Annotated in this window: 20 protein-coding genes and 1 pseudogene; 7 read left to right on the top strand and 14 right to left on the bottom strand. The window is 67.5% G+C overall.

Going from position 1 to position 24,616, the window contains the following annotated elements; translation table 11 throughout:
* The first annotated feature begins 12 nt into the window (after positions 1–12).
* Genes SRAH_RS09925 through SRAH_RS09915 form a run of 3 tightly spaced genes read left to right on the top strand, consistent with a single transcriptional unit; the run spans position 13 to position 2,047 of the window.
* Entirely contained in the window at positions 13–981 is a 969-nt protein-coding gene (locus SRAH_RS09925) for an NUDIX hydrolase (protein WP_197537877.1), read from the top strand.
* A gap of 47 nt (positions 982–1,028) precedes the next feature.
* Complete coding sequence (locus SRAH_RS09920; RefSeq protein ID WP_029463194.1) at positions 1,029–1,532, top strand: phosphatidylglycerophosphatase A family protein; 504 nt, start codon at positions 1,029–1,031, stop codon at positions 1,530–1,532.
* Positions 1,533–1,549: 17 nt separating this feature from the next.
* Positions 1,550–2,047 carry a CinA family protein gene (locus tag SRAH_RS09915; RefSeq protein WP_029463193.1) on the top strand — a complete coding sequence of 166 codons (498 nt, stop codon included), beginning with the start codon at positions 1,550–1,552 and terminating at the stop codon, positions 2,045–2,047.
* A gap of 145 nt (positions 2,048–2,192) precedes the next feature.
* Here SRAH_RS09915 and SRAH_RS09910 read toward each other — a convergent pair whose 3' ends face one another.
* The 6 genes from SRAH_RS09910 to SRAH_RS09885 form a co-directional block, all read right to left on the bottom strand.
* The gene (locus SRAH_RS09910; protein WP_052369163.1) at positions 2,193–3,161 is read right to left on the bottom strand and encodes a YecA/YgfB family protein; all 969 of its coding nucleotides are present in this window, start codon (positions 3,159–3,161) and stop codon (positions 2,193–2,195) included.
* 120 nt (positions 3,162–3,281) lie between these two features.
* A complete protein-coding gene (locus SRAH_RS09905) occupies positions 3,282–4,733 on the bottom strand; it encodes an aminopeptidase P N-terminal domain-containing protein (RefSeq protein WP_082210170.1) in 1,452 nt (483 codons plus the stop codon).
* Positions 4,730–5,533 (bottom strand): nucleotidyltransferase family protein, encoded by an 804-nt coding sequence (locus SRAH_RS09900; RefSeq protein ID WP_029463190.1) that lies wholly within the window; start codon positions 5,531–5,533, stop codon positions 4,730–4,732. The genes SRAH_RS09905 and SRAH_RS09900 overlap by 4 nt, the downstream gene beginning before the upstream one ends.
* Positions 5,530–7,800 carry an MASE3 domain-containing protein gene (locus SRAH_RS12130; RefSeq protein ID WP_052369162.1) on the bottom strand — a complete coding sequence of 757 codons (2,271 nt, stop codon included), beginning with the start codon at positions 7,798–7,800 and terminating at the stop codon, positions 5,530–5,532. The genes SRAH_RS09900 and SRAH_RS12130 overlap by 4 nt, the downstream gene beginning before the upstream one ends.
* The gene (locus SRAH_RS09890) at positions 7,800–8,636 is read right to left on the bottom strand and encodes an SPOR domain-containing protein (RefSeq protein ID WP_052369161.1); all 837 of its coding nucleotides are present in this window, start codon (positions 8,634–8,636) and stop codon (positions 7,800–7,802) included. The genes SRAH_RS12130 and SRAH_RS09890 overlap by 1 nt, the downstream gene beginning before the upstream one ends.
* A 5-nt stretch (positions 8,637–8,641) precedes the next feature.
* Positions 8,642–9,445 (bottom strand): biotin--[acetyl-CoA-carboxylase] ligase, encoded by an 804-nt coding sequence (locus tag SRAH_RS09885; protein ID WP_045477108.1) that lies wholly within the window; start codon positions 9,443–9,445, stop codon positions 8,642–8,644.
* 150 nt (positions 9,446–9,595) lie between these two features.
* On the opposite strand from SRAH_RS09885, the gene SRAH_RS09880 reads away from it, so the two are divergent.
* From SRAH_RS09880 to tssL, 3 genes are all read left to right on the top strand, one after another.
* A complete protein-coding gene (locus SRAH_RS09880; RefSeq protein ID WP_029463186.1) occupies positions 9,596–12,445 on the top strand; it encodes a DNA topoisomerase III in 2,850 nt (949 codons plus the stop codon).
* A 174-nt stretch (positions 12,446–12,619) separates the two neighbouring features.
* Positions 12,620–13,375: a flagellar motor protein PomA gene (gene pomA / locus SRAH_RS09875; RefSeq protein WP_029463185.1), complete on the top strand. Its 756-nt coding sequence runs from the start codon at positions 12,620–12,622 to the stop codon at positions 13,373–13,375.
* A 4-nt stretch (positions 13,376–13,379) separates the two neighbouring features.
* On the top strand, positions 13,380–14,267 hold the full coding sequence (tssL, locus tag SRAH_RS09870) for a type VI secretion system protein TssL, long form (protein ID WP_197537876.1): 888 nt from the start codon (positions 13,380–13,382) through the stop codon (positions 14,265–14,267).
* A 34-nt stretch (positions 14,268–14,301) separates the two neighbouring features.
* Here the strand turns inward: tssL and SRAH_RS09865 are convergent, their stop codons facing one another.
* Positions 14,302–16,014, bottom strand: a complete 1,713-nt coding sequence (locus tag SRAH_RS09865) for an HDOD domain-containing protein (RefSeq protein WP_029463183.1) — start codon at positions 16,012–16,014, stop codon at positions 14,302–14,304.
* Between the two features lie 95 nt (positions 16,015–16,109).
* On the opposite strand from SRAH_RS09865, the gene SRAH_RS09860 reads away from it, so the two are divergent.
* A complete protein-coding gene (locus tag SRAH_RS09860; RefSeq protein ID WP_029463182.1) occupies positions 16,110–16,763 on the top strand; it encodes a glutathione S-transferase family protein in 654 nt (217 codons plus the stop codon).
* Here SRAH_RS09860 and SRAH_RS09855 read toward each other — a convergent pair.
* The 7 genes and pseudogenes from SRAH_RS09855 to SRAH_RS09825 all read right to left on the bottom strand — a co-directional run.
* Positions 16,754–18,031 (bottom strand): phenylacetate--CoA ligase family protein, encoded by a 1,278-nt coding sequence (locus SRAH_RS09855; protein ID WP_029463181.1) that lies wholly within the window; start codon positions 18,029–18,031, stop codon positions 16,754–16,756. The genes SRAH_RS09860 and SRAH_RS09855 overlap by 10 nt on opposite strands.
* A 36-nt stretch (positions 18,032–18,067) precedes the next feature.
* On the bottom strand, positions 18,068–18,877 hold the full coding sequence (locus SRAH_RS09850) for an ABC transporter ATP-binding protein (protein WP_029463180.1): 810 nt from the start codon (positions 18,875–18,877) through the stop codon (positions 18,068–18,070).
* 186 nt (positions 18,878–19,063) lie between these two features.
* Positions 19,064–20,428: an ABC transporter substrate-binding protein gene (locus tag SRAH_RS09845; protein ID WP_029463179.1), complete on the bottom strand. Its 1,365-nt coding sequence runs from the start codon at positions 20,426–20,428 to the stop codon at positions 19,064–19,066.
* An 84-nt stretch (positions 20,429–20,512) separates the two neighbouring features.
* Positions 20,513–21,589, bottom strand: coding sequence for a branched-chain amino acid ABC transporter permease (locus SRAH_RS09840; RefSeq protein WP_029463178.1), 1,077 nt, complete (start codon positions 21,587–21,589; stop codon positions 20,513–20,515).
* A 27-nt stretch (positions 21,590–21,616) separates the two neighbouring features.
* Positions 21,617–22,546 (bottom strand): branched-chain amino acid ABC transporter permease, encoded by a 930-nt coding sequence (locus SRAH_RS09835; protein ID WP_029463177.1) that lies wholly within the window; start codon positions 22,544–22,546, stop codon positions 21,617–21,619.
* A 12-nt stretch (positions 22,547–22,558) separates the two neighbouring features.
* Positions 22,559–23,344, bottom strand: a complete 786-nt coding sequence (locus SRAH_RS09830) for an ABC transporter ATP-binding protein (RefSeq protein ID WP_029463176.1) — start codon at positions 23,342–23,344, stop codon at positions 22,559–22,561.
* 43 nt (positions 23,345–23,387) lie between these two features.
* Positions 23,388–24,494: pseudogene (locus SRAH_RS09825) on the bottom strand (AMP-dependent synthetase/ligase); the annotation flags it as partial.
* Positions 24,495–24,616: the final 122 nt, after the last annotated feature.

Raw genomic sequence — 24,616 nt, 5'->3', positions numbered from 1 at the left:
CACAATCGCGCCATGAACCCGTCCGCAAACTGCCCCAAGGCCGAACCGAGCGCAACCCGTGCTCCGGGCGCCACTGATGCCACTGGCTGCGAGGCCGACCGGCCGCCGCGTGCCTCGGCCTCTGTGTTGCTGCTGCGCGACGGCAGCGCTGGGCTGGAGGTGCTGCTGCTGCGCCGCCACCCTGGCACCGAGGTGCTGGGCGGGGTCTATGTGTTTCCGGGTGGCAAGCTCGATGCGGCCGACTGCGACGCCGCTTGGTTGGCGGCGCTGGACCAGCCCGAGGCCGATTTTGCGCACCAACTCAACGAACCGCAGACGAGCGGCGAGCAGGCGCGCGGGCTGCATCTGGCGGCTTTGCGCGAGTTGTACGAAGAGGCCGGGGTCTTGCTGGCGGCGCCTGCGGGCGGCGGGGCGTGGCCGTCTGGGCTTGGGCCAAGCCCGGCCTTCAGTCAGGGCTTGCTCCAGGCTTTGCAGCAAGGCCGGCCTTGGCCCGAGGTGCTGGGCCTACATGGGGTGCAGGCCCGGACGGCGGCCCTGCGCCCGTGGTCGCGCTGGATCACGCCGCGCAACCCGGTGGTGGGCACGGCGCGCTTTGACACCCGGTTTTTTCTGGCCCTGCTGCCGCCGGGGCAGCAGGCCGTGCCAGACCAGCGCGAGGCCGTGGAGGCGCTCTGGCTGAGCCCGCGCGCGGCCCTGCAGCGCCACTGGGCGCAGGAGCTGGAGCTGATTGCGCCGCAACTGATGGCGCTGGCCGAACTGGCGCGTTTTGAGAGCGCGGCGGCGGCGTGGCAGCAGGCACTGGGGCGGCGCGCCCCGTGCATCGAGCCCACGCCCTTTGCCGAAGGCGCGCTGCGCGGCCTGTGCTACCCCGGCGACCCCTGCCACGCGCAGCCCACGCGCCTGCTGCCCGGCCCGACGCGGCTGCGCGTGCTGGGCCGCCGCTTCGAGCCGGTGGATGGTTTTGAGGGCTGGTTTGCGTGAGCCCGGAATCGACATCGGCATCGGCCTCGGCCTCGGCACCCAAAGCCATGCGCCAGCCGGGGCTGCGCTTTCTGCTGGCACATCCGGCGCACACGCTGGCGCTGGGTTTTGGGTCTGGTTTGAGTCCGGGCGCGCCCGGTACCGTCGGCACGCTGTGGGCTTGGGCGGTGTTTGTGTGGGTCAGCCTGTTGTGGCAGCCCCCCGATTGGGTGTGGGGGCTAATCATCGCTGTCACGCTGCTGCTGGGTTGGTGGGCCACGGCGATCACGCTGCGCCACAGCGGCGCCAGCGACCCAGGCTTTATCGTGATCGACGAAGTCGTTGCCTTCTGGCTGGTGCTGTGGCTGATCGCACCGGCGGGCTGGCTGGGGCAGTTGCTGGCTTTTGCGCTGTTTCGCTACTTTGACGCCGCCAAGCCCGGGCCGGTGGCATGGGCCGACCGCGTCTTCAAGGGCCAGGGTTGGCGCGGGGCTTGGGGGGTGATGTTCGACGACTTGGTGGCGGCTTTTTGCGTGCTGCTGTTGTTCGCCCTGTGGCGGTTTTTGTTCTGATTATTGAGGGGCTGCGCATGAACACGCTGGAGCCGCAACTGCTCGATCTGTGTCAGCCCCTAGCGGCTGCGCTGCGCGCGCGCGGCTGGCGCATGGCCAGCGCCGAGAGCTGCACCGGCGGCCTGATCGCCGCCACCTGCACCGGCCTGAGTGGCTCCAGCGAGTGGTTTGAATGCGGCTTTGTTTGCTATTCCAATGCGGCCAAGAGCGCGCATCTGGGGGTGAGCGCGGCCTTGATCGAGCAGCACGGGGCGGTGAGCGAGCCGGTGGTGCGCGCCTTGGCCGAGGGGGCGCTGTGGCATTCTGTGGCGCAGGTGAGCGTGGCGGTGAGCGGCGTGGCTGGGCCGCTGGGTGGCAGCCCCGGCAAGCCGGTGGGCACGGTGTGTTTTGCTTGGGCCACGCCGGCCGGGGTAACGAGCCAGACGCAGCACTTCGAGGGCGATCGCGACGCCGTGCGCTGGGCGGCGGTGCGGCACGCGCTGCAGGGGCTGTTGCGGCAGGTTGAGGCGGGTTGAGGCCGAACCTGCGGCTCGCTCCGGCGGGGCGCTGCGGCCGGCGGGCGCGGGCCTCATGCCGTCCGCTGCGCGGCCAGAAATCGGCCCACACCCGCCGGCCACAGCGCCCCGCCTTCGGGCACTTGTTGGGCACTGGTGGTGGGCTTCAAGCCCCGTGGCACTTCTTGAATTTTTTGCCACTGCCGCAGTGGCAGGGGTCGTTGCGGCCGGGTTGTTCGGTTTTGCGCTGCGGCACCACGCGCGGGCCTAGGGTGCGCGCGATTTCGCGCAGGTCGTAGGCGGCCCACAGGGCCGTGCCGTAGTCGTCTAGGCGCTGCTGGCTGACGCTGGGCGGGTCGTTGTCGGCCTGGGTGCTCAGGCTGGGCGGATCCAGATCGTCTTCGGTGAGGGCTTCGATGTCATCGAGCGCTTCCTGCAGCCACTGGGCCAGTTCGCGGTCGCGCGGCGGCTGCCATTCTTCGGGCCAGGTCTGCACCACGGCCATGAAGCCGATGGCCCACAACTGGGCGAAGGCGGGCACGTGGGGCATGCCGTCGGCATCGACGCCCTCTTGGGCCGCCGCTTCGGCGGCCATTTCGGCGAGCATCTTGGCGCGCTCTTCTTCGCTGAGCGACCACAGCAGGGCGCGCAGATCGAACAGCTCGGGGGCATAGGCGCGCTCGTCGTCCAGCGCATCGACCGGGGCGTCGAGCGCGGTTTGCACCTGCAGCCAGCGGCGCTGCCACAGGTCCATGAAGCGCTGGTGCTGCTCGGGGCTTGGGAACAGATGCGGCCCGAAGCGCCCGCTATTCGGGTCGGCCAGCACAGCGGCAAAGTATTCATCGGCTTCGATGGCGCGGCGGCAGCACAGCAGCCCGGCCATGAAGCCTTCCAAAAATTCCCACGAGGGCGCCTCGACGCCGCGCTGCCCCAGATCGAGCAGGATGTCTTCGAGCTCGTCGAGCTCTTGCGGGCTCAAGTGGGTGGCGGCGGCTGGCGGGTGGGCTGGGGTGGCGTCGTCTTCGTTGGCTTGGGCCGCTTCGATCGGGGCGCTGGGCTCGGACGGATCGGGCGGCGCGTCTGCTGCGGCGGTTTGGGCGGGCGCGATGGCTTCGGTGGGGCGGGGGGTGTTCATGGAGCGGGCCTTTGCGGGTCGAGGTGCCCAGTGTAGCCGCTGGGCTGGGTCGCCCAAGGGCTGAACCAGGGCTGGCGCTGCTGGGCCGATATTGCGCCTGCTGTGCGCATCAGTCGCGCCTCAGCCGCGCATCAGCGCCTCGATTTCATCGGGCTCTACGGGCACGGCGCGCGTGATGAGCTCGCAGCCCTCGGGCGTGAGCACGGCGTCGTCTTCGATGCGGATGCCGAGGTTCCAGAATGCCTCGGGCACGTCGTCGGCGGGGCGCACGTACAGGCCGGGTTCGAGCGTGAGCACCATGCCGGGGCGCAGGATGCGGCTGGGCCGGTCTTTGATGGTCTCGCCGCTGAGCGGGTCGGTGCGCTCGCTGGCCTGCCCGATTTCGCTCGGTTCCACGTAGCTGCCCACGTCGTGCACGTCGAGCCCGAGCCAGTGGCCGGTGCGGTGCATGTAAAAGCGAAAGTAGTGGCGCTGCTCGATCACATCGTCGAGCGTTCCCACTTTGGCGGCATCGAGCAGGCCCAGATCGAGCATGCCTTGCGCCAGCACGCGCACGCTGGCCTGGTGCGGGTCGGTGAAGCGCTGGCCGGGCCGGGTGGCGGCCACGGCGGCCTGTTGCGCCGCCAGCACCAGTTGGTAGGCGTCGCGCTGCGGCCCGCTGAAGCGGCCGTTGGCGGGGAAGGTGCGGGTGATGTCGCTGGCGTAGCCGTCAAGCTCGCAGCCGGCGTCGATCAGCACCAGCTCGCCGCTGCGCACCGGGGCGGCGTCGGCGCGGTAGTGCAGCACGCAGGCGTTGGAGCCGGCGGCAACGATGCTGCCGTAGGCCGGGCTTTGGGCGCCGTGGCGGCGAAACTCGTGCAGCAGCTCGGCCTCTAGGTGGTACTCGCGCAGCTCGCGGCCGCCGCGCAGCCAGTGGGCGCAGCGCTGCATGGTGCGCACATGCGCCCCGGCGCTGATCTGCGCGGCGCGGCGCATCAGGCCCAGCTCGTGCGCGTCTTTGAACAGGCGCATGTCGTCGAGCAGGGCGCACAGGTCGCGCTGGGTGTCGGGGCACAGGGCACCGTAGCGGGTGCGGGCGCGCACCTTTTGCAGCCAGCCGTCGATGCGGCCCTCCAGTCCGGCGTGGATGGCGAAGGGGTAGCTCAGGCTGGCGCGGTTTTCCAGCAGCGCGGGCAGGCGGGCGTCGAGCTCCTCGATCGGGTAGGCGGCGCTGACGCCGAGCGCGGCCGGGGCCGCTGCGGGGCCGAGGCGGATGCCGTCCCAGATTTCGCGTTGCAAGTCTTTGGGCTGGCAAAACAGGGTGCTGTGGCCCTGATCGTCGAGCAGCAGCCAGGCATTGGGTTCGGTGAAGCCGGTGAGGTAGTAAAAGTAGCTGTCGAAGCGGTACGGGTATTCGTTGTCGCGGTTGCGCTTGCGCTCGGGCGCGGTGGGAACAAGGGCGATGCCGCCCGGGCCCAGTTGCGCTGCCAGCCGGGCGCGGCGCGCGGCATAGACCTCGGCGTGGGCGATTGGGGGGCAGGCCGGTGTGGGCGCGACAGGGGCAGAGGCGGCAATGGGGTCTGGGGCGTTCATAGGGGGATTCGTGCTTCGAGGGCGGTCAAGCGTTCCGGGGTGCCGACGTCGGCCCAAGGGCCGGGGTAGAGCTCGGCGCTTACCATTTGATTGTCCATCGCGTGGCGCAGCAGCGGCGCCAGCGCGGCGCGGATGCCCTGTGGGTTGCCGGGGGCAATGTCCAGCCAGGGCGGGGCAAACAACTCGCGCCGGTACAGCGCCAAGCCGCTGAAGGTGTAACGCGGTCCGGGGTGGGTGGGGGGCAGGTTGAGCGCCAGTGTGCAGCCTTGGTGGCTGGGGCCGGGGTTGAGGTCTAGGCCGAAATCACCGCCCGGGTGCTGCGCCGGGTTGGGCACCAGCCACAGGTGCGCCAGCAGGCCGCTGGCGGCAAAGCGCTGCAAGGCGGCGGGGTCGAAGGCGAAGCCGGGCACATAGGCGTCGGCAGCCACAGCCCAAAAGCACTCGGCCAGCGCGGGCAGGGCGCGCGCAATGCCGCCAGCGGTTTCGAGTGCGCCGCCAAAGTCGCGCCCTTCGTGCGAGTAGCTCAGGGCCAAGGGCGTGGCAGAGGCGCTGGCGGCATCCACCGGCCAGCTCGACCCTAGGCGCTCGGGCAACTGCTCGCCCAGCCAGGCGGTGTTGATGAGCGCGTGGCGCACGCCGGCGCGCGCCAGTGCGTCCAGGTGCCAAGCGATCAGCGGCTGGCCGTGCAGCGCCAGCAGCGGTTTGGGGGTGCGGTCGGTGAGCGGGCGCATGCGCTCGCCGCGGCCAGCGGCCAGCAGCAGGGCGCTGGCAGGCAAAACGGGGTCGGTAGGGGGCTTCATGGGGGCGTCTCCCCGTTGTGGGGCAGCGCCGGGGCCCGGGTGGCGGCACCGGCGGCGGCCTCGGCGCGCTCCTGCTTCGAGGCGGATGGGTTGTACGTGACGCAGCGGTTGCGGCCAGCGCTCTTGGCCTGGTACATGGCTTGGTCGGCTTCTTGCAGCAGTTGCTCGACGCTGGCGTTGTCGGCGCGCAGCCGCGACAACCCAACGCTGGCCCCCACCCGCAGACTCAAGCCGTTGACCCAAATCGGCTCCTGCACCGTTTGCAGCACGCGTTCCAGCGGCAGCGGACCGTGGTTTTCTCTAAACAGCAGCACGAACTCGTCGCCGCCCAAACGCGCCACCGTTTCGTCGGCGCGCACCACCTCGCGCAGGCGCAGCGCCACTTCGGCCAGAAGCTTGTCGCCCACCGCGTGGCCGTGCGCGTCATTGACCGGCTTGAAGCCGTCGAGGTCCAGCACGGCCACCGCCAGACCGCTGCCGTTGCGCTGGCTGTAGGCGATGGCCTGCTGCAGCCGGTCGCGCAGCAGGCGCCGGTTGGGCAAGCCGGTGAGCATGTCGTGGTTGGCCAGGTGGTCCAGTTGTTGTTCGTGCGCCTTGAGGCCAGAGATGTCGGTGAAAACCGCCAGATAGTGCGTGATCTCGCTGCTTTCATTGCGGATGCACGAGGCCGCCAGCCACTGCGCGTACAGCTCGCCCGAGCGGCGCCGGTTCCAGACCTCGCCTTGCCAGCGCCCGTGTTGGGCCAGGGTGTCGAGCATGCGCGTAAAAAACTGCGGGTCGTGCTGCCCCGACCCAAGCACCTTGGGTGAGCGGCCCAGCACCTCATCGGGTGGGTAGCCCGTGATTTCGGTAAACGCGGGGTTGACCTTGACCAAGCGGCGGCGCGCGTCGGTGACGAAAATGCCGCTCTGGCTGGCCTCGAACACCTTGTCAGACAGGCGCAGCCATTCTTGGTCGGTGTGGGCGCGTGTAACGTCTTGGGCATAGCCGTGCCACAGCACGCCGCCACCGGGCTGGTGGTGCGGTTGCGCCGAAATTTCGATCCAGCGCAAGCCCCGCTCGGGGTGGGGCAGCCTGAAGGTGGTGTGCACAGGGCCGCCCAAGAGCTCGGCCTCGGCCATGGTACGCATCAGGCGCAACCGGTCGCGGGTGCGCAGGCGCGCGATCAGGGCGCTGACGTCGACTTGAAGCAGGCTGCGCGCCACGCCGCAGACGGCCTCGGCGCGTTGGCTCAGGTAGAGGCAGCGGGGCTGGCCATCGGGGTCGTGGCGGTAGCTAAACAGCACCCCAGGCACGTTGGCGGCCAGGTCGCCCAGCTGCTGCCAAAGCGCCTCGCGCTCGGCTTGGGCCTGCTTGCGCTCGGCGATCTCGGTCTGGGAGGCATCAAGGGCGGTTTGCAGCCGCTCTTGTTCGCGCGCCAGATTCGAGCGCGCCTGCTCGAGTTCGAGGGTGCGCGCTTGCAGGGCCTGGTGCGGGGCCAACAGCGTTTCGGTGAACAGGGCGCGGTAGAGGAACAGATACGGCAAGATGTTGAACAGGTGGTCGCGCACATAAAACAGATCGTTGGCGCCGGCGTATTGGGCAAACAGCGCCACCCCCATGGCCATGGCCACTGCGGCGCCAAACAGGCCGCTGAGGTTGAATGTGCGCGCTTGCCGCCACAGCCAGAGCAGGCGCAGCAGCAGCAGCAGGTACAGGCCGATCAGCAGCGCCTCGACGGCCTGCTTGAAAGGCGTGGCGCCAACGCCCTCAATATGGGTGCGCGGCACGGTGTGCGGCGCCCACAAAAACCAGGCATAAAAGCTGGCGGTCAGTGCCAGCACCGCCAGCAGCGGCAGCCAGCGCGGGCTCGATGCAGCCTGCCGCCAAGGCAGCCACAGCGCTGCCAGCAAGCCCAGCACCGCCAGCAAACGCCCCGCCAGCCAAAAGTTGATGGCTTTCTCGGTGCCACTGGGGGTGACAAAAGCCGGCATTCCGGGGTGCGCGAGCAAGTGGCCCAAATTGAGCAGGGCCACGCCGAGGAAGGTGGTCGCCAAGAGGCGGGCGTTGCGCGAGATGCTGGTGCGTGGAGCCGACCAGACCACGGCAAAAATCAGCCCGGCCAGCACGATGCCCAGCGTTTCCAGCCCGACGTGCAGCAGCAGGTTGGGTTGCGGAAAAATGGGTGGCAGCGCCAGCAGGACCAGCCACAACAAGGCCAGCAGCAGCAGTTCAAGCAGCGTGCGCCGGGCTTCGGGCTGGTGCGAGGGGTGTATGAGGGTGGGCATTAAGGGCAGGATTGCAACACGCGCGGCGGCACGATGGCCATGGCCTCGATCTGGCGCAACTGCGCCGCGCTGACGGCGCTGAGCACCAGCGTGTGGGTGACCGACTCGGGCCGCTCTTGCAGCACGCGGGCGTCGCGCACGCCTTGGCGGCGCACTTGAGTCAGGGCGGTTTCGGCGCGCTCGCGGCTGGAGAAGGTGCCCAGCGCCAGCCCGGGCGCGAGCGGGGCGGCCACGCTGCGGTGTTCGATCTCGGCCAAGCTCAGCTCCGAGCGGCGCTGCTGCAAGGCGCGCTCGCTGGCCAAGGGCCCGATGTAGACCAGCCAGCGTGGCGGCAGCCGGGTTTCGGTCAGGCTCCAGCGCCCTTGCAGCTCGGCCTTGGGCTCCAGTGCGGCGCGCACCAGCGCCGCCTGCGGCCCCGATAAGCCTCGGGCCTGCCAGCAGGCCGTGGCGGGGCCGGGGGCGGTGCCTAGGCCAGTGCCGGGGGCGGCAGCGATGGCCGGGTTGGGGCGCGGCGCTTCCGGGGCCGCTGCCGGGGTGGGTGCGGCGGGCTCGGTTTCTGGGCGTGGTGCCGGGGTGGGTGCGGCAGCGGGGGTGGCCTCGGCTGCCAGCGGCCCGAGCCCGGCTGCAACCGCTTCGGCAGGCTCCGGCAGGGCGGGTGCGGCGGCAGCAGCTTCGGCAGGCGCAGGCGCATTGAGCACGCGCAGCGTGTGCGGCGCCACCTGCTGCGCCAGCCGCTCGGGTTCGCGCGCTTCAAAAGGGGCCAAGCCCAGCGGGGCCAAATGGCCTTGGGTGTAGGTCCACAGGCCCAGGTTGGCCAGCAGCAACAGCAGTGCCAAGCCCCTCAGCACGGGCGCACACTCACTTCGGCTTGCCACACCGGCGTGCGCCCGCTGGCCGTGGCCAGCCACAGCGCCCCATCGGCGCGCACCCCATCGGCCACGCCCTCGCGGCCGTCGGACAGGCGCACCGCGCGCCCGGCCAAGGCATCAAGGGCGGCGTAGCGCGCCATCATGGGGGCAAAGCCTTGGGCCTCGAAGTCCAGCACCTGGCGCAGCAGCGGGGCCGCCACGCGCCGCAGCCAATGGCCCGCACCCCGGGGCGCATCCGGCACCAAGTCCAGCAGGCCGGCAGCGGGCAGCGGCTGCAGCCCCGTGTTGGGTGCCGCACCGGGCAGCAGATCGGGGGTTTGCAGGTTGATGCCGACCCCGATCACCGCGTAGCGCTGCGCGCCCAGCGAGGCGGTCTCGACCAGCACCCCGCCGAGCTTGCGGCCTTGCCAGCACAGGTCATTGGGCCATTTGAGTTGCACCTGCGGGTGCAGGGCCTCGGCCAGGGCCACGCCCACCGCCAGCGACAGCCCCGACCAATCGGCCGGTTGCAGCGGCAAGCCCAGCGAAAAAGTGAGCGAGGCCCCGGGCTGGCTGATCCACTGCCGACCCTGGCGGCCCCGGCCCGCGCTTTGCTCGGCCGCCACCAGCAGCAGCGGGTGCAGCGCGCCGTCGCGGGCGCGGCGCATCAGCTCGGAGTTGGTGGAGTCGATGCGCGGCAGCACCTCGACCGCAAAACCGGGGCACAGAGGCACCACGTCTTGCCACACCGATTCGGCGGCAGCGTGCAAATCGGCCAGAAGGCGGGCGTCGGTCATGGGCAGCTCAGGCGCGGTGGGCAGGGTGCGGGGAGAAAACGGGTGGGGCTGCTTGGGCGCATTTCATGGAAACGGGCCAAAACTTTGCTAAGGTTAACTCATGCATGGGCGCGCGTGCGCGCATGGGAGCGGATTGTAGAGATGATGAGCATGAACAACAGCAACAAAACCCTGGTCATTGCCGAAAAACCTTCGGTCGCCCTCGACCTGGTGCGCGCCCTGACGCCACTGGCGGGCAAGTTCGAGAAACACGACGAGTACCACGAGAGTGAACGCTACATCGTGACCTCGGCGGTCGGGCATTTGGTGGAGATCGCCGCCCCCGAGGCCTACGAGGTCAAGCGCGGCAAGTGGAGCTTTGCCCGCCTGCCAGTGATCCCGCCGCAGTTCGACTTGAGGCCGATCGAAAAATCCAAAGGCCGATTGAACGCCGTGGTCAAGCTGGCCAAGCGCAAAGACGTGGGCGCGCTGATCAACGCCTGCGACGCCGGGCGCGAGGGCGAGCTGATCTTTCGCCTGATCGAGCAGTACGCCGGTGGCAGCAAGGGGCTGGGCAAGCCGGTCGAGCGGCTCTGGCTGCAGTCCATGACGCCGCAGGCGATACGCGACGGCTTTGCGCACCTGCGCAGCGACGCGCAGATGCGCCCGCTGGCCGACGCCGCGCGCAGCCGCTCCGAGGCCGATTGGCTGGTGGGCATCAACGGCACCCGGGCGCTGACGGCCTTTAACAGCCGCGACGGCGGCTTCTTCCTCACCACCGTGGGCCGGGTGCAAACGCCCACGCTGGCGGTGGTGGTCGAGCGCGAAGAAAAAATCCGCGCCTTCAAAAGCCGCGACTACTGGGAAATCCACGCCACTTTCGCGGCCCAGGCGGGCAGCTACGCGGGCAAGTGGTTCGACCCGGCCTTTAAAAAACCCAGCGGCGAGGCGGCCGATGCCGAACTCAAGGCGGATCGGCTCTGGAACGCGGCGGCGGCCGAGGCCATTGCCGCCGCCGTGCGCGGCCAGCCGGCGCAGGTGAGCGAAGAATCCAAACCCAGCACCCAGGCCAGCGGCCTGCTGTACGACCTCACCAGCTTGCAGCGCGAGGCCAATGGCCGCTTTGGCTTTAGCGCCAAAACCACGCTGGCGCTGGCGCAGAGCCTGTACGAGCGGCACAAGGCCCTGACCTACCCGCGCACCGACAGCCGCGCCCTGCCCGAAGACTACCTGCCCACGGTGCAGCAAACCGTGGCCATGCTGGCCGCCAGCGGCTTGGCGCACCTGGCCCCGCACGCGCGCACCGCAATCGAGCACGGCTACATCCGGCCCAGCAAGCGCGTGTTCGACAACGCCAAGGTGAGCGACCACTTCGCCATCATCCCCACCCTGCAAGCCCCCAGCGGCTTGAGCGAGGCCGAGCAAAAACTCTACGACCTGGTGGCGCGCCGTTTTCTGGCGGTGTTTTTTCCGCCGGCCGAGTTTTTGCTCACCACCCGCATCAGCACCGTGCGGCTGCCCACGGCCAGCCACGCCTTCAAGACCGAAGGCAAGGTGCTGGTCAAGCCGGGCTGGATGGCGGTCTATGGCAAGGAAGCGGCCGACGAAGCCGAGGGCGCGCAGGCCGGCGACAAAGGCCAGCGCCTGGTGCCGGTGCAACCAGACGAAACCGTGCGCAACACCGAGGCCGCCGCAAAGGCCCTGCAAACCCGGCCCCCGGCGCGCTACAACGAAGCCACGCTGCTGGGCGCGATGGAGGGCGCGGGCAAGCTAATCGACGACGAAGAGCTGCGCAGCGCCATGGCCGACAAGGGGCTGGGCACGCCCGCCACGCGCGCCGCCATCATCGAAGGCTTGCTGAGCGAAAACTACCTGCTGCGCGAGGGGCGCGAGATCATTCCCACGGCCAAGGCCTTCCAGCTCATGACGCTGCTGCGCGGCCTGCAGGTGCCAGAGCTGTGCAAGCCCGAGCTGACGGGTGAGTGGGAGCACAAGCTGGCGCTGATGGAGCGCGGGCAGTTGAGCCGCGCCGACTTTATGCGCCAGATCGCCGATCTGACCGAGCGCATGGTGCGCCAGGCCAAGGAATACGACCGCGACAGCGTGCCGGGCGACTACGCCACCTTGGGCGCCCCCTGCCCGCACTGCGGCGGCGTGGTGCGCGAAAACTACCGCCGCTACGCCTGCACCGGGGCCGCAGGGGTTGCAGGGGCCGATGGTGCCGAGGGGGCCACGGCCGGGTCTGGCCAGGGCTGCGGCTTTTCCTTTGGCAAGTCGCCCGCCGGGCGCACCTTCGAGTTGCCCGAGGCCGAGGCCTTTTTGCGCGACAAGCGCATCGGCCCGCTGCAGGGCTTTCGCTCCAAGGCCGGCTGGCCCTTCGTGGCCGAGCTGGCGCTGGCCTTTAACGCCGAGGAGCAAAACTGGAAGCTGGAGTTCGACTTTGGCGACGACAAAAAGGGCGAGGCCAGCGGCGAGCTGGCCGACTTCAGCGCCGCCACGCCACTCGGGCCTTGCCCCAAGTGCGCCAGCCCGGTGTATGCGCACGGCAGCCAGTACGTGTGCAGCCACGCCGTGCCCAGTTCGGTGCAGGCCGAGACTAGCTGCGACTTCAAGAGCGGGGCCGTGATTTTGCAGCAGGTGATCGAACCCGAGCAGATGGGCAAGCTGCTGCACGGCGGCAAAACCGATTTGCTGCAGCGCTTTGTTTCCAACAAAACCCGGCGCACCTTCAAAGCCTACCTGGTGTGGGACGCGGCGGCAGGCAAGGTGGGTTTCGAGTTCGAGCCGCGTGCGGGCAAGGCGGGGGTGGGCAAGCCAGCCGCACGCAAAACCGCAGCCAAACCGGCTGCCGCCCAAACTGAAACCCAGGCCAGCGCCACGGTTGCCGCCAAGCCCGCCGCCGCGCGCAAAACCCCAGCGCGCAAGCCCACCAAGGCTGGCGCAGCAGAGCCAGCGGCCAAGCCCGTGGCCGTGCGCAAAACCGCCGTGCGCAAAACCGCTGCGCGCAAAAGCGCGGTCTGAGCCAAAGCGCGGCACCCCAGCGGGCGCACCAAGCTGCAAAATTGGTCGGATTTTCAAATGCCGGCCGTTTAAGCTCAATATACTCGGGGCAGTTGGTGTGCGGCTGGGTGCTGTGCGTCGAAATCGAACTGCCGCCCAAGGTCACCGTGGCGGCCACGAACAGGAGTTTGCGCCTTGGACATCGCTACCCTCATAGGCTTGGTCGGCGCCATGGTGATCGTCATGGCGGCCATTTTTGTCGGCGGCGACCCGGGCGGTTTTTTGGATCCGGCCTCGGTGCTGATCGTGATTGGCGGCAGCGTCTTCGTGGTGCTGTCCAAGTTCAGCCTGCAGCAGTTTCTGGGCGCGTTCAAGGTGGCGATCAAGGCCTTCAAGTTCAAGCTGCCCGCCACCGACGCCCTGATTGAAGAGATCATGGAGGTCTCGCGCATTGCCCGTAAAGAGGGCTTTTTGGCGCTCGACGGCCACGACACCGAGGTGGCTTTGTTTAAAACGGGCATCCAGATGATGGTCGATGGCCACGCCCCCGAGGTGGTGCGCTCCAAGCTGGAAAAAGAGCGCCTGCTGACGCTGGAGCGGCACCGCTGGGGCGCCAAGGTGTTCTCTGCCATGGGCGATGTGGCCCCGGCCATGGGCATGATCGGCACCCTGATCGGGCTGGTGCAGATGCTGGCCAATATGGAGGACCCGGCTTCCATCGGCCCGGCCATGGCGGTGGCGCTGCTCACCACGCTCTATGGGGCGGTGATGGCGACCATGATCTTTTTGCCCCTGGCCGATAAGCTCAACCTGCGCATGACCGAAGAGGCGCGCATGAACGCCATGCTGATCGACGCCGTGACCGCCATTCAGAGTGGCAGCAACCCGCGCGTGGTCGAGCAGCTCGTGAGCAGCTACCTGCCGCCCAAGCAGCGCAAAGCCGAGGCCTGAAGCCATGGCCATGGAAGACCCGCCCGAAGAGCCGCGCAGCATGCCGGCTTGGGTGATGACCTTTGCCGACCTGATGTCGCTCTTGATGTGCTTTTTTGTGCTGCTGCTCTCGTTTGCCGAGATCGACGCCACCAAATTCAAGCAGATTGCCGAATCGCTGGAAAAGGCCTTTGGCGTGCAGCGCGAGGTGCCGGCGATGGAAATCCCCATGGGCACCAGCCCGGTGTTCGACCATTTTTCCCCCGGCCGCCCCGAGCCGACCCTGCTCGACGAGGTGCGCCAGCAAACCCAGCAAGACGACCCGCGCTTGCGCACCCACACCGCGCAGGTGCTGGCGCAGGTGGAGCAGCAAACGCAGCAGCAGGTCGAGCGCACCGCCGCCCAGGTGGCGCAGCAACTGGCGGCCGAAATCCAGGCCGGCAAGTTGCAACTGCAACAGGAAGAAGACCGCATCATCATCCGCATCGAGGAGCGCGGCTCCTTTGGTTCGGGCGCATCGCAACTCTCACCGGAGTTCACCGAGATTTTGGGCCGCATCGGCGACACGCTGGCGCAGGTGCCGGGCAAGATTGCCATCGAGGGTCACACCGACAACATCCCGATGCGCAGCGCGCGCTACGCCTCCAACTGGGATTTGTCGGCGGCGCGCGCGGCTGCCGTGGCCAACGCGCTGCTGGCCAAGGGCGCGGTGCAACAAGAGCGGCTGCGCATCAGCGGCCTGGCCGAAACCCGGCCCGTGCTCGACAACGCCACGCCCGAGCACCGGGCGCAGAACCGGCGCGTGGAGATCGTGGTGGATCTGGAGCAGCCCATCGCCGCCTACCAGGCCAAGGTGCTGAGCCTGCTGGAGCAGGGGCGCGCGCAGGAAGCGTTTCAGCTTGGCTGGCAGTGATGCCTCTGGGGCAGCAGGGTTTTGCAGAGCCGCTTTAAAGGCGGCTGGAATCGGCGAACACGGTCTGGCTCTTTTGCACCCGCATCAGGCGCGTGAGCTCATCGCCAAAGTGGCGCACCAGCAGCTTGAAGCCGGCGTACTGCACCGGGTCGAGGTCGCCACCCTCAGGGCCGCAGTCGGCCCACAACACCCCGACCGAGCGCTGGTTCACACTGACCGCGCCCCACACGGCCCCGCTGGGCAGCAGCTCGGGGCGCAGCTTCTCGGGCAGCAGGGCGCGCAGCCCGGCTGCGCGGGCGCGCTCGGCCATGAAGAACCCATTGGGTTGCGCAAAGACCTTGGCGATCAGGTTGTGCCCATCCAGCGCCAGGCTGTAGCGGCGCGGCTCGATGTCGGGCCCAAAACCGCGTGCCAAAAAACACACCAGTTGCTCGGCCTGCGACATCTTCAAAAACAGCGCGTAGCGCTCCAGGCCCAGCCCATCGGCCAAGCTGAGCTTGAAAGCGCGAAAGAAGGTGCTCAGGTCGGCATGGCGGCCATCGCGGCAGTCGTTGACGAACAGGTCGATGAGCAGGCGGGCGCGGCTGCCCGGCTCCACCGAACTCGGGTGCTCGGGTGCTGGCTTGGGGCGCGGTGCGGGTGCGGCCGGGCTGGGGGCGTTGCGCGTTGCCGCCGCTTGGGCGGCAGGTGGAGCAGCTTGGGCTGCGGGCCTTGCTGGCTGGGCGGGTTCCAGCGCAGCCGGCTCGGCGGCGTGACCGCGGCGCAGGCGGCGCAGGCGTGGCTGGGGTGGCCACAGCAGCCGCGCCGCCGGGGCGGCGCAAAAGGCCCACAGATGCGGCTCTTGGCTGGCCAAGATGGCGGCGCGCCGGGTGGCGGCCAGCACCTCGTCGAGCTTGAGGCGGCGGTGCGTGGCGATGGCTTTGAGCAGCACGCTGCTGCGGCGGCTGTGCCAGTCGTGCATCAGCTCGTGCGCCAGCATTTGCAGCAGCGAAGGCAGGGTGCTGGGCCGGTACAGCCAGCGTCCGAGTTCGGTCGGGATTTCGGGCGGGTTGGTGCCCACCCAAGCCAGTCGGGCGGCGCGCCCCAGCCGCGCCGGTTCGAGGGCGTGCAGCAAGCTGGCGCTTTCGGCCTCAAACAGGCCCATGTCCACCGCCACGGCGGCGCTGAGCTGCTGCAGGGTGCAGCCCAGCAGCTCTTGCTCCACCCGCGCCGGGCGCTCGTTGTCCTGCACCCGTTGCGCCAGCGCTTCGGCCAAGGCGGGCGCGGCCACCGGCAGCAACCATTCGGCCACGTTTTGCGCCTGCACCGCGCCCATGCGCGCCAGGCCGTCGTTGCCGGGCTCGATCTGGGCGAATTGCAGCGCCAGATGCCCCGCTAGGCGGCTGGTTTGCAGCGCCTCGGCCAGGTGCAGATGGCCCGGCTGCTCTGGGTCGAGCCGCTGCTGGCCTAGGGTGTCGATCAATTTATAAAGGCGGGTCAGGCCCAGCACGCCCAGCGCGTGCGCCAGGTTGCTGACGCGCTGCCCTTTGGGCAGCACGCGCTGGGCTTCGCGCATCACCGCCAGCCCGAGCGGCAGGTCGCGGTTCAGGGCTTCGAGCAGGCGCGGGCTGGGCAGGTCGGGGTCTTGCAGGGCTTGCAGCACATCGGGCGGACTGACCAAGGGCAAGCGCACCGCCGCCAAGCGTTTGCGCCAAGCGGCCAAGCCCAGCGGGGCCGAGCGGACAACAGAGGGGGTGGGGCTGCTCATCTTGGGGTGGCATGGGGCATGGCTGCTACTGTAAGCCATTGCGCGCGGCGGTTTATGATGCGCAGCCGCTGGCACCTTATTTTTTGGAGACGCGCATGAGTCTGAAACTGTATTTTGCACCCGGGACCTGTTCTTTTGTGGCGCACGCTGCGTTGGAGCTGGCCGGCGCAACCTTCGAGCCGGTGTTGCTTAAATTGCAACGCGGCGAGCAGCGCAGTGCCGAGTTTCTGGCCCTGAATCCGCATGGCCAGGTGCCGGTGCTGGTCGACGGGTCGGACGCCATCAGCCAAATCGTGGCCATTGTGCTGCACCTGGATCAGCGCTTTCCAGAGGCCGGCTTGTTGCCGCCAGCGGGCTTGGCGCGCACCCGGGCGCTGGAGAAGCTGCTGTGGATGAACAACACCGCGCACCCGACTTTCTCGCACTTTTTTGCCCCGCAAAAGTTCAGCGACGACGCTGCCGCCCAGGCGTCCATCAAGGCGCAGGCCTTGGTGCAATACCGCAAGGAACTGGCCGAAATCGAACAGTGGGTGGCGCACAAGGACACGCCGTGGCTCAGCGGCGAGCAGCCTGGTGCCCTCGATGGCTACGCACTCACGCTGCTGCGCTGGGGCGGGCTGGCCGGGATCGACCCCCATACCTTGCCCGCCACATGGGCGCTGTCGCAGCAGTTTGCTGCCCTGCCAGCGGTGGCGCGGGCGATCGAGCGCGAGCGCCTCACGCTCAACCTGTATCGACCTCAGTCGTAACGGCGCGCGTCCTCGATCACCTTGCCGTCGTTGGGCAGTGCCTCGGCGGCAAGGAACTCCACCTGGCCGTTTAACTTGGTGACATCGCGCAGGGTCTGGGTCAGCGCTTTCGCTAAGTCGGCATCGGCTGGGGTGCTGGGGGTGTGGAGCTCGACTTGCAGCTTCATGTGGTCGTCGGCCATGGCCCCGCTCACCACCAGCCGCGCCTTGCGCACCTCGGGGTGGCGGCGGGCGATTTCGGCCACTTGGGCCGGGTGTACGAACATGCCCTTGATCTTGGTGGTCTGGTCGGCGCGCCCAAGCCAGCCTTTGATGCGGGTGTTGCTGCGCCCGGTCGGGCAAGGGCCGGGCAAGGTGGCCGACAGGTCGCCAGTACCAAAGCGCAGCAGCGGGTAGTCCGGGTTGAACACGGTGACGCAGACCTCGCCCACTTCGCCATCCGGTACCGGGTCGCCGGTGCCGGGGCGCACGATTTCGAGCAGCACCTGCTCGTCCAGCACCAGCCCTTGGCGCGCCGCCGTTTCGTAGGCGATCACGCCAGCGTCGGCGGTGGCGTAGCACTGGTAGGCGGCAATGCCGCGCTCTAGCAGCCAGTCGCGCAGCGAAGGCGGAAAGGCCTCGCCCGAGACCAGCGCCTTGCGGATCGAGAGCCGCTGCCCGGTCTGCTCGGCCTTCTCGACCAGAATGCGCAAAAAGCTCGGGGTGCCGGTGTAGGCGCTGGGGCGCAGGTCGGCGATCGCCGCCAGTTGCTGTTCGGTGTTGCCCACGCCGCCCGGAATCACGGTGCAGCCCAGGGCTTGGGCACCGCTTTCCATCATCCAGGCGCCGGGCGTGAGGTGGTAGCTGAAGCAGTTGTGCACCAACTCGCCGGGCTCAAACCCGGCCGCCACCAGCGCCCGCGCCACGCGCCAGTAGTCGGGTTGCAGCCCTTCGGGTTCGTAGATGGGGCCGGGCGACTGATACACCCGCCGGGCTCCGCCCACGTGGCGCTGGCCCAGCCAGCCGATGGTGGAAAAACCGCCAAAGGGGTCGCCACCGGCGGCGCGGCTGGCTTGCTGGCGCGCCAGCAGATCGCCCTTGCGCAGCAGCGGCAGTTGGGCCAGGGCGTGGCGGCTGGTGATGTCATCGGGACTCACGCCTGCCAGCAGCTCGGCGTAGGCGGCGCTGTGCGTTTGCGCATGGCGCACGTGCGCGGGCAGGGCCGCCAGCAGGGCGGCTTCGCGTTCGGCCGGGGCGCGGGTTTCCAAGGCGTCGAAGTGGGCGGGCATGGTGTGGCTTCGGTGTGTGGGGTGGGGTGGCGCGCCTCAAGCCAGCCAGCGCTTGCGCCGTTTGTAGCTCTTCACGTCCTTGAAGCTCTTGCGCTCGTCGCCACCCATGCCGAGGTAGAACTCTTTCACGTCTTCGTTGTTGCGCAGGTCGTCGGCCTTGCCGTCCATCACGATGCGGCCGCTCTCCATGATGTAGCCGTAGTCGGCGTAGCGCAGCGCCATGTTGGTGTTTTGCTCGGCGATCAGGAAGGTCACGCGCTCTTTCTGGTTCAGGTCTTTGACGATCTCGAACACCTCTTCCACGATTTGCGGCGCCAGCCCCATCGAGGGCTCGTCGAGCAGCAGCACGCTTGGGTTGGCCATCAGGGCGCGGCCGATGGCGCACATTTGCTGCTCACCGCCCGAGGTGTAGGCGGCCTGGCTGGTGCGCCGGGTTTTGAGGCGCGGGAAGTAGTTGTAGACCTTTTCTAGGCTGGCGGCGATTTCGGCCTTGCCGCTGCGCGTGTAGGCCCCGGTGAGCAGGTTTTCTTCGATGGTGAGGTGGGCAAAGCAGTGCCGCCCTTCCATCACCTGCACCACGCCGCGCTTGACCAGATCGGAGGTGCTGAGGTGGTCGATGCGCTCGCCGCGCATTTCCACGCTGCCCTTGGTGACTTCGCCGCGCTCGGCCTTGAGCAGGTTGGAGATGGAGCGCAAGGTGGTGGTTTTGCCAGCGCCGTTGCCACCCAAGAGGGCGGCGATCTGGCCATCGGCCACTTGCAGCGAGACGCCCTTGAGCACCAAGATGACGTGGTTGTAAATGACCTCGATGCCGTTGACGTTGATGACGATGGAGGGGGTGCTCATGGTTGAACCTCGGACGAAAAAACGGGGGCGGGTGGGGCAGTCGGCTGCCCGCGTCCAGCGCAGGGCGCTGGGCACAGGGCATGCGACTGCGGGCTGTGGCTGCGCTCCAACACGGTGCGCAGGCAACCCGGCAGTTCCCGCGCACCCCTTGCGTAGGGGTGCGCGGGCAGGGGCTGCATCAAACCATCAGCAGCCGGCCTCGGTGCGGCGGGTGATGTTGTTGTCGCGCGCAAACGACTCGGCCGAGGCCGTGATCATGCGCGTAATCACGTTCATGTCGGCTTGCAGCCAGTCGGAGGTCCAGTCGAAACCGCTGCCGTTCCAAGTGTGGATGCGCATCAGCGCGGTGCCCACGTGGTTGCGGCACGAGGTGGCGATGGGCCCGCGCAACACGCCCGCAAAGCCCAGCGCATCGAGCCGCGCTTGCGTGATGTTGAGGTTCTCGTAGCCCCAGCGCGCTTGCTCGCCGGTCATGTGGCGGCCACGGCCAAAGCGCTCTTGCGCCCGCAGCACGCCTTCGGTGGCCAGCATGGCACCCACCACACCGCGCATATAGAGCACGTCGCCCACTTCGGTGCGCGGGCCGGTGCCTTGGCCACGGTCGTGAACCTGGGCCAGAATCTGGCGCACCACCTCGGAGTTGCGCGCTTGGCCGTGCTGCATCATGACGGCGCTGTAGCCGCGGGCGTCGGCGCCGATGTCGCGCAGATCGGGCTCGGCCCCGCTCCACCAGGTGCCAAACATGCGGTCACGCGGAAAGCCGGTGGCGATCGCTTGCCGGATGGCGGTGGCGGTCATCACGCCCCAAGTTTGCATGATCACGTAGTCGGGCCGCTGCTGGCGGATTTGCAGCCAGATCGCGCGCTGCTCCACGCCGGGGGGCGGCACCGGCAGCGCCAGCACTTGGAAGCCGTGCATTTCGGCACGCCGGTTGATGATCGGCAACACCTCACGCCCGAAGGGGCTGTCGTGATAGACCACGGCAATGGTTTTGCCGCGCAGGCGCTCGAATCCGCCGGCCTTGGCGGCGATGTGCTGGATCAGCACGTCGCCCGCGATCCAGTAGTGGCCCAGCAGCGGGAACACCCACGGGAAGATGGCCCCGTCGGCGGTGTCGCTGCGGCCATAGCCGGAGGTGATCATGGGGATTTTGTCAACAGCCAGACGCGGCATCAGGGCGAAGGTGATGCCAGTCGAGAGCGGCTGGAACACCGTGGCGCCACCGTGGCGGCCTTTCAGGCGCTCGTAGCACTCCACGCCGCGGTCGGTGGCGTAGGCGGTTTCGCACTCCTCCACCAGCGTCTGCACGCCGTTGAGGCCGCCACGCGCATTGACCAGCTTCATGTAGTCGGCATAGCCGTTGGCAAAGGGGGCGGCGTTGGGGGCCACGGCGCCGGTGCGCCCGGTTAGGCTGGGGAAGAATTGCACCGTGGCCGTGGCCGAGGCCGGGGCAGCGGCCGGGGCCTGGGCCATGACCAAGCTGGTGCTCAGGGCAGTGGCCGCTGCAGCCATGGCCAGGGCTGCGGACAGCGCGAGTTTTCGCAGTCTCATCAAATGTCTCCTAAAATCAAACACCTGGCACAAGGAAAAGGGCGGGCAGCGAGGTGTCGGGCGCTGCCTGCCAACGGAAAAAAATCAGTGCGGGAAGGGCCACAGGCGCAGCTTGTGGCGCGCCATGCTCCAGTACTTGGCCAAGCCGTGCGGTTCCTTGATCAGGAACCAGACGATCAAGGCGCCAAAGATCATGAATTCGGCGTGGCCCACCATGGCGGTCGAGATTTCGACCCCGAACAGGCTGCCAAACCAAGGCAGCAACTGGTTCAGCGCAATCGGGATGATGACGATGAAGGCGGCACCAAAGAAGCAGCCCATGATCGAGCCTAGGCCGCCGATGATGACGATGAACAGCAGCTGGAACGAGCGGTTGATGTCAAAAGACAGCGGCTCCCACGAGCCCAAGTGGATGAAGGCCCACAGCGCCCCGGCCACGCCGATGATGAAGGAGCTGACGGCAAAGGCGGTGAGCTTGGCGTACATGGGGCGGATGCCGATCACCGAGGCGGCCACGTCCATGTCGCGGATCGCCATCCACTCGCGCCCTATGGGGCCGCGCACCAGGTTTTTGGCCAGCAGCGCAAACACCACCACAAAGCCGAGCACGAACAGGTATTTGTCCAGCGGGGAGGCGATCTGCCAGCCGAACACGCTCAGGTTGCTCACTTCGGCGGTTCCGGCGGGGCTGTCGAGGGTGAACCATTTCACGCGCACAAACAGCCAATCGAAAAAGAACTGCGCCGCCAGCGTGGCCACCGCCAAATACAGGCCCTTAACGCGCAGGCTCGGAATGCCAAAGATGATGCCCGCCACCATGGCAAAGAAGCCGCCCGAGAGCAGGGCCACAATCAGCGGCACGTCTTCAACGCGCATGAAGACGTTGTAGGCCATGTAGGCCCCAACCGCCATGAAGGCACCCGATCCGAGCGAGATCTGACCGCAGTAACCCACCAGGATGTTGACCCCGATGGCGGCCAGCGACAAGATCAAAAAGGGCACCAGAATGGCACGAAACAGGTACTCATCGGCCAGCAGCGGCACCCCGATGAAGGCAAAGGCGATCAGCGCGATGATGGCGATGCGGTCTTGCTTGACGCCAAAGATCTGCTGGTCGGATTGGTAGGTGGTCTTGAACTGACCGTTTTCGCGGTAAAACATGATGATTCCGTTCGTCCTGAGCGAGGTTTACACGCGGTCGATGATTTTTTCGCCAAACAGGCCCTGCGGTCGGAACAGCAGCACCACCATCGCCAGCACGTAGGCAAACCAGATCTGGATGCCGCCGCCGACCAGCGGCCCGATATAGACCTCGGCCAACTGCTCGCTCACGCCGATGATCAGGCCGGCCACGATGGCCCCAGGCACCGAGGTCAGGCCGCCCAGAATGATCACGGGCAGCGCCTTGAGGGCGACGAAGGTGAGCGCAAACTGCACCCCCATCTTCTCGCCCCAGATCATGCCGGCCACCAGCGCGGTCAGGCCGGCCATGAACCAGACGATCACCCACATGCGCCCCAGCGGAATGCCCACCGACTGAGCCGCCTGGTGGTCGTCGGCCACGGCACGCAGGGCGCGCCCGGTGCCGGTTTTCTGGAAGAACAGCGTGAGCAGGGCCACCATGGCAATGGCCATCAGGGCGGTGACGAGGTCGTCGGAGTTGATCAGCAGGCCGCCCGGGAATACACCCTCTAGGATGAAGATCGGCTCGGCCGGCAGGCCCAGGTCGATGGCGTAAATGTCGCTGCCAAAAATGGTCTGGCCAAAGCCGTCGATGAAGAAGGTGATGCCCAGCGTGGCCATGAGCAGCACCACACCCTCTTGGTTCACCAAGTGGCGCAGCACCAAGCGCTCGACCGCCCAAGCAAACAGAAACATGAGGAAGGCGGCTATGGCAAAGGCCAGGATGTTGGCCAGCAGCAGGCTCTCAAAGCCCAGCCACTCGGGCAGCCATTCGGCAAAGCGCGCCATGGCCAGCGCGGCAAACAGCACCATCGCGCCTTGGGCGAAGTTGAACACCCCCGAGGCTTTAAAGATCAGCACGAAGCCCAAGGCCACCAGCGCATAAAGCACGCCGTTCATCAGCCCGGCGATCACGGTTTCAATTAAAAATCCCATTTGCCGTCTCCTTTAGTGGCTGGTGCCAAGATAGGCGCTGATCACGTCCGGGTTGGCGCGCACTTCGCCCGGTGAGCCATCGCCAATTTTTTTGCCGTAGTCGAGCACCACCACGCGGTCGGAAATGTCCATCACCACGCTCATATCGTGCTCGATCAGCACGATGGTGGTGCCGAACTCGTCGTTCACGTCGAGCACGAAGCGGCACATGTCCTGCTTTTCTTCCACGTTCATGCCCGCCATGGGCTCGTCGAGCAGCAGCACCTGCGGCTCCATGGCCAGCGCGCGGCCCAAGTCCACGCGCTTTTGCAGGCCGTAGGGCAACTGGCCCACCGGCGTTTTGCGGTGCGCCTGGATTTCGAGGAAGTCGATGATGCGTTCGACCTTCTCGCGGTGCTCGGTTTCTTCGCGCTCGGCCGGACCCCAGCGCAGCGCCTGCAGCAGCAGGTTGCTTTTGATGCGCAGGTTGCGCCCGGTCATGAGGTTGTCGATCACGCTCATGCCCTTGAACAGCGCCAGGTTCTGGAAGGTGCGCGCCACGCCCAGCTCGGCCACCTGGCGGCTGTTCATGTGCTTGAAGGTCTGGCCGCGGAAGGTGATGGAGCCCTCTTGCGGCTTGTAGACGCCGTTGATGCAGTTGAGCATCGAGCTCTTGCCAGCGCCGTTGGGGCCGATGATGGCGCGAATCTCGTGCTCGCGCACATCGAAGGAAATGTCGCTCAGCGCTTTCACGCCGCCAAAGCGCAGGCTGATGTTTTGCACATCGAGGATGACCTCGCCGATCTTTTTCTTGCTCATGCCTTGCTCCGTTGACCCTGTGCGCGGTGGATGGGTGAATGCTTCATGCGGCGGCCTTGACGGGGGAGTAGGTTTGCGCGTCGAGCAGCTTGAGCGTGGCGCTCACTTTGCCGGTGCGCCCGTCCTCGAACTTGACCTGGGTTTCGATGAACTGCTCGGCCTTGCCGCCGTAGAGCGCATCGACCAGCACCGCGTATTTCTCGCCGATGAAGCCGCGGCGCACCTTGTTGGTGCGGGTGAGCTCGCCGTCGTCCGGGTCGAGCTCTTTGTGCAGCACCAGGAAGCGGGCGATCTGGCTGCCTGCCAGCAACTCGTCGCGGCTGAGGTCGGCGTTGACTTGCTCCACGCAGCCCTTGATGAGTTGCAGCACCTCGGGCTTGCCGGCCAGATCGGTGTAGCCGGCATAGGGCAGGTTGCGCCGCTCGGCCCAGTTGCCCACGGCTTCGAGGTCGATGTTGATGAACACGCAAACGCGCTCGCGCCCGTCGCCGTAGGCCACCACCTCTTTGATGTAGGGGAAGAACTTGAGTTTGTTCTCGACGTATTTGGGGGCGAACAAGGCGCCGTCGTTGGCGCCGCCCTTGATGCGGCCCACGTCTTTGACGCGGTCGATGATTTTCAGGTGCCCGCTGGCGTCGATGAAGCCGGCGTCGCTGGTGTGGTACCAGCCGTCGTCGGTGAGCACCTCGCGCGTGGCTTTTTCGTTTTTGTAGTATTCCTTGAGCAGGCCCGGTGACTTGACCAGGATTTCGCCGTTCGGGGCCAGCTTGATTTCTACGCCCTCGATCGGCACCCCGACGGTGTCGGCGCGCACCTCGTGGTCGGGTTGCAGGCAGACGAACACGGCGGTCTCGGTGGAGCCGTAGAGCTGCTTTAAGTTGATGCCGATGGAGCGGTAGAAGGTAAACAAATCCGGCCCGATGGCCTCACCGGCGGTGTAGGCCACGCGCACGCGCGAAAAACCCAGCGTGTTGCGCAGCGGCCCATAGACCATCAGGTTGCCCAGCGCATACAGCAGGCGGTCGATGCCGCCTATGGATTTGCCGTCCATGAGCGCGGGGCCAACCTTTTTGGCGTGCTCCATGAAGTAGCCGTAGAGCTTGCGCTTGAGTGCGCCGGCGTCTTCCATGCGGATGGTGACGTTGGTGACGGCGCATGTCAAGATAGTTGTCGCCTGAATCATGCAGCCGCCGCCTGAATATGTGCGCCCGCCACAGCCGCTTTGATGACCGAGTCGCGCTCCGGGTTGAGCGTGACCGCATCGACCGGTGT

This window comes from Serpentinimonas barnesii (assembly GCF_000696225.1).
Taxonomy (GTDB): Bacteria; Pseudomonadota; Gammaproteobacteria; order Burkholderiales; family Burkholderiaceae_C; genus Serpentinimonas; species Serpentinimonas barnesii.
Note: the sequence above shows the minus strand (reverse complement) of the source record. Positions and strands in the feature narration are given on the sequence as shown.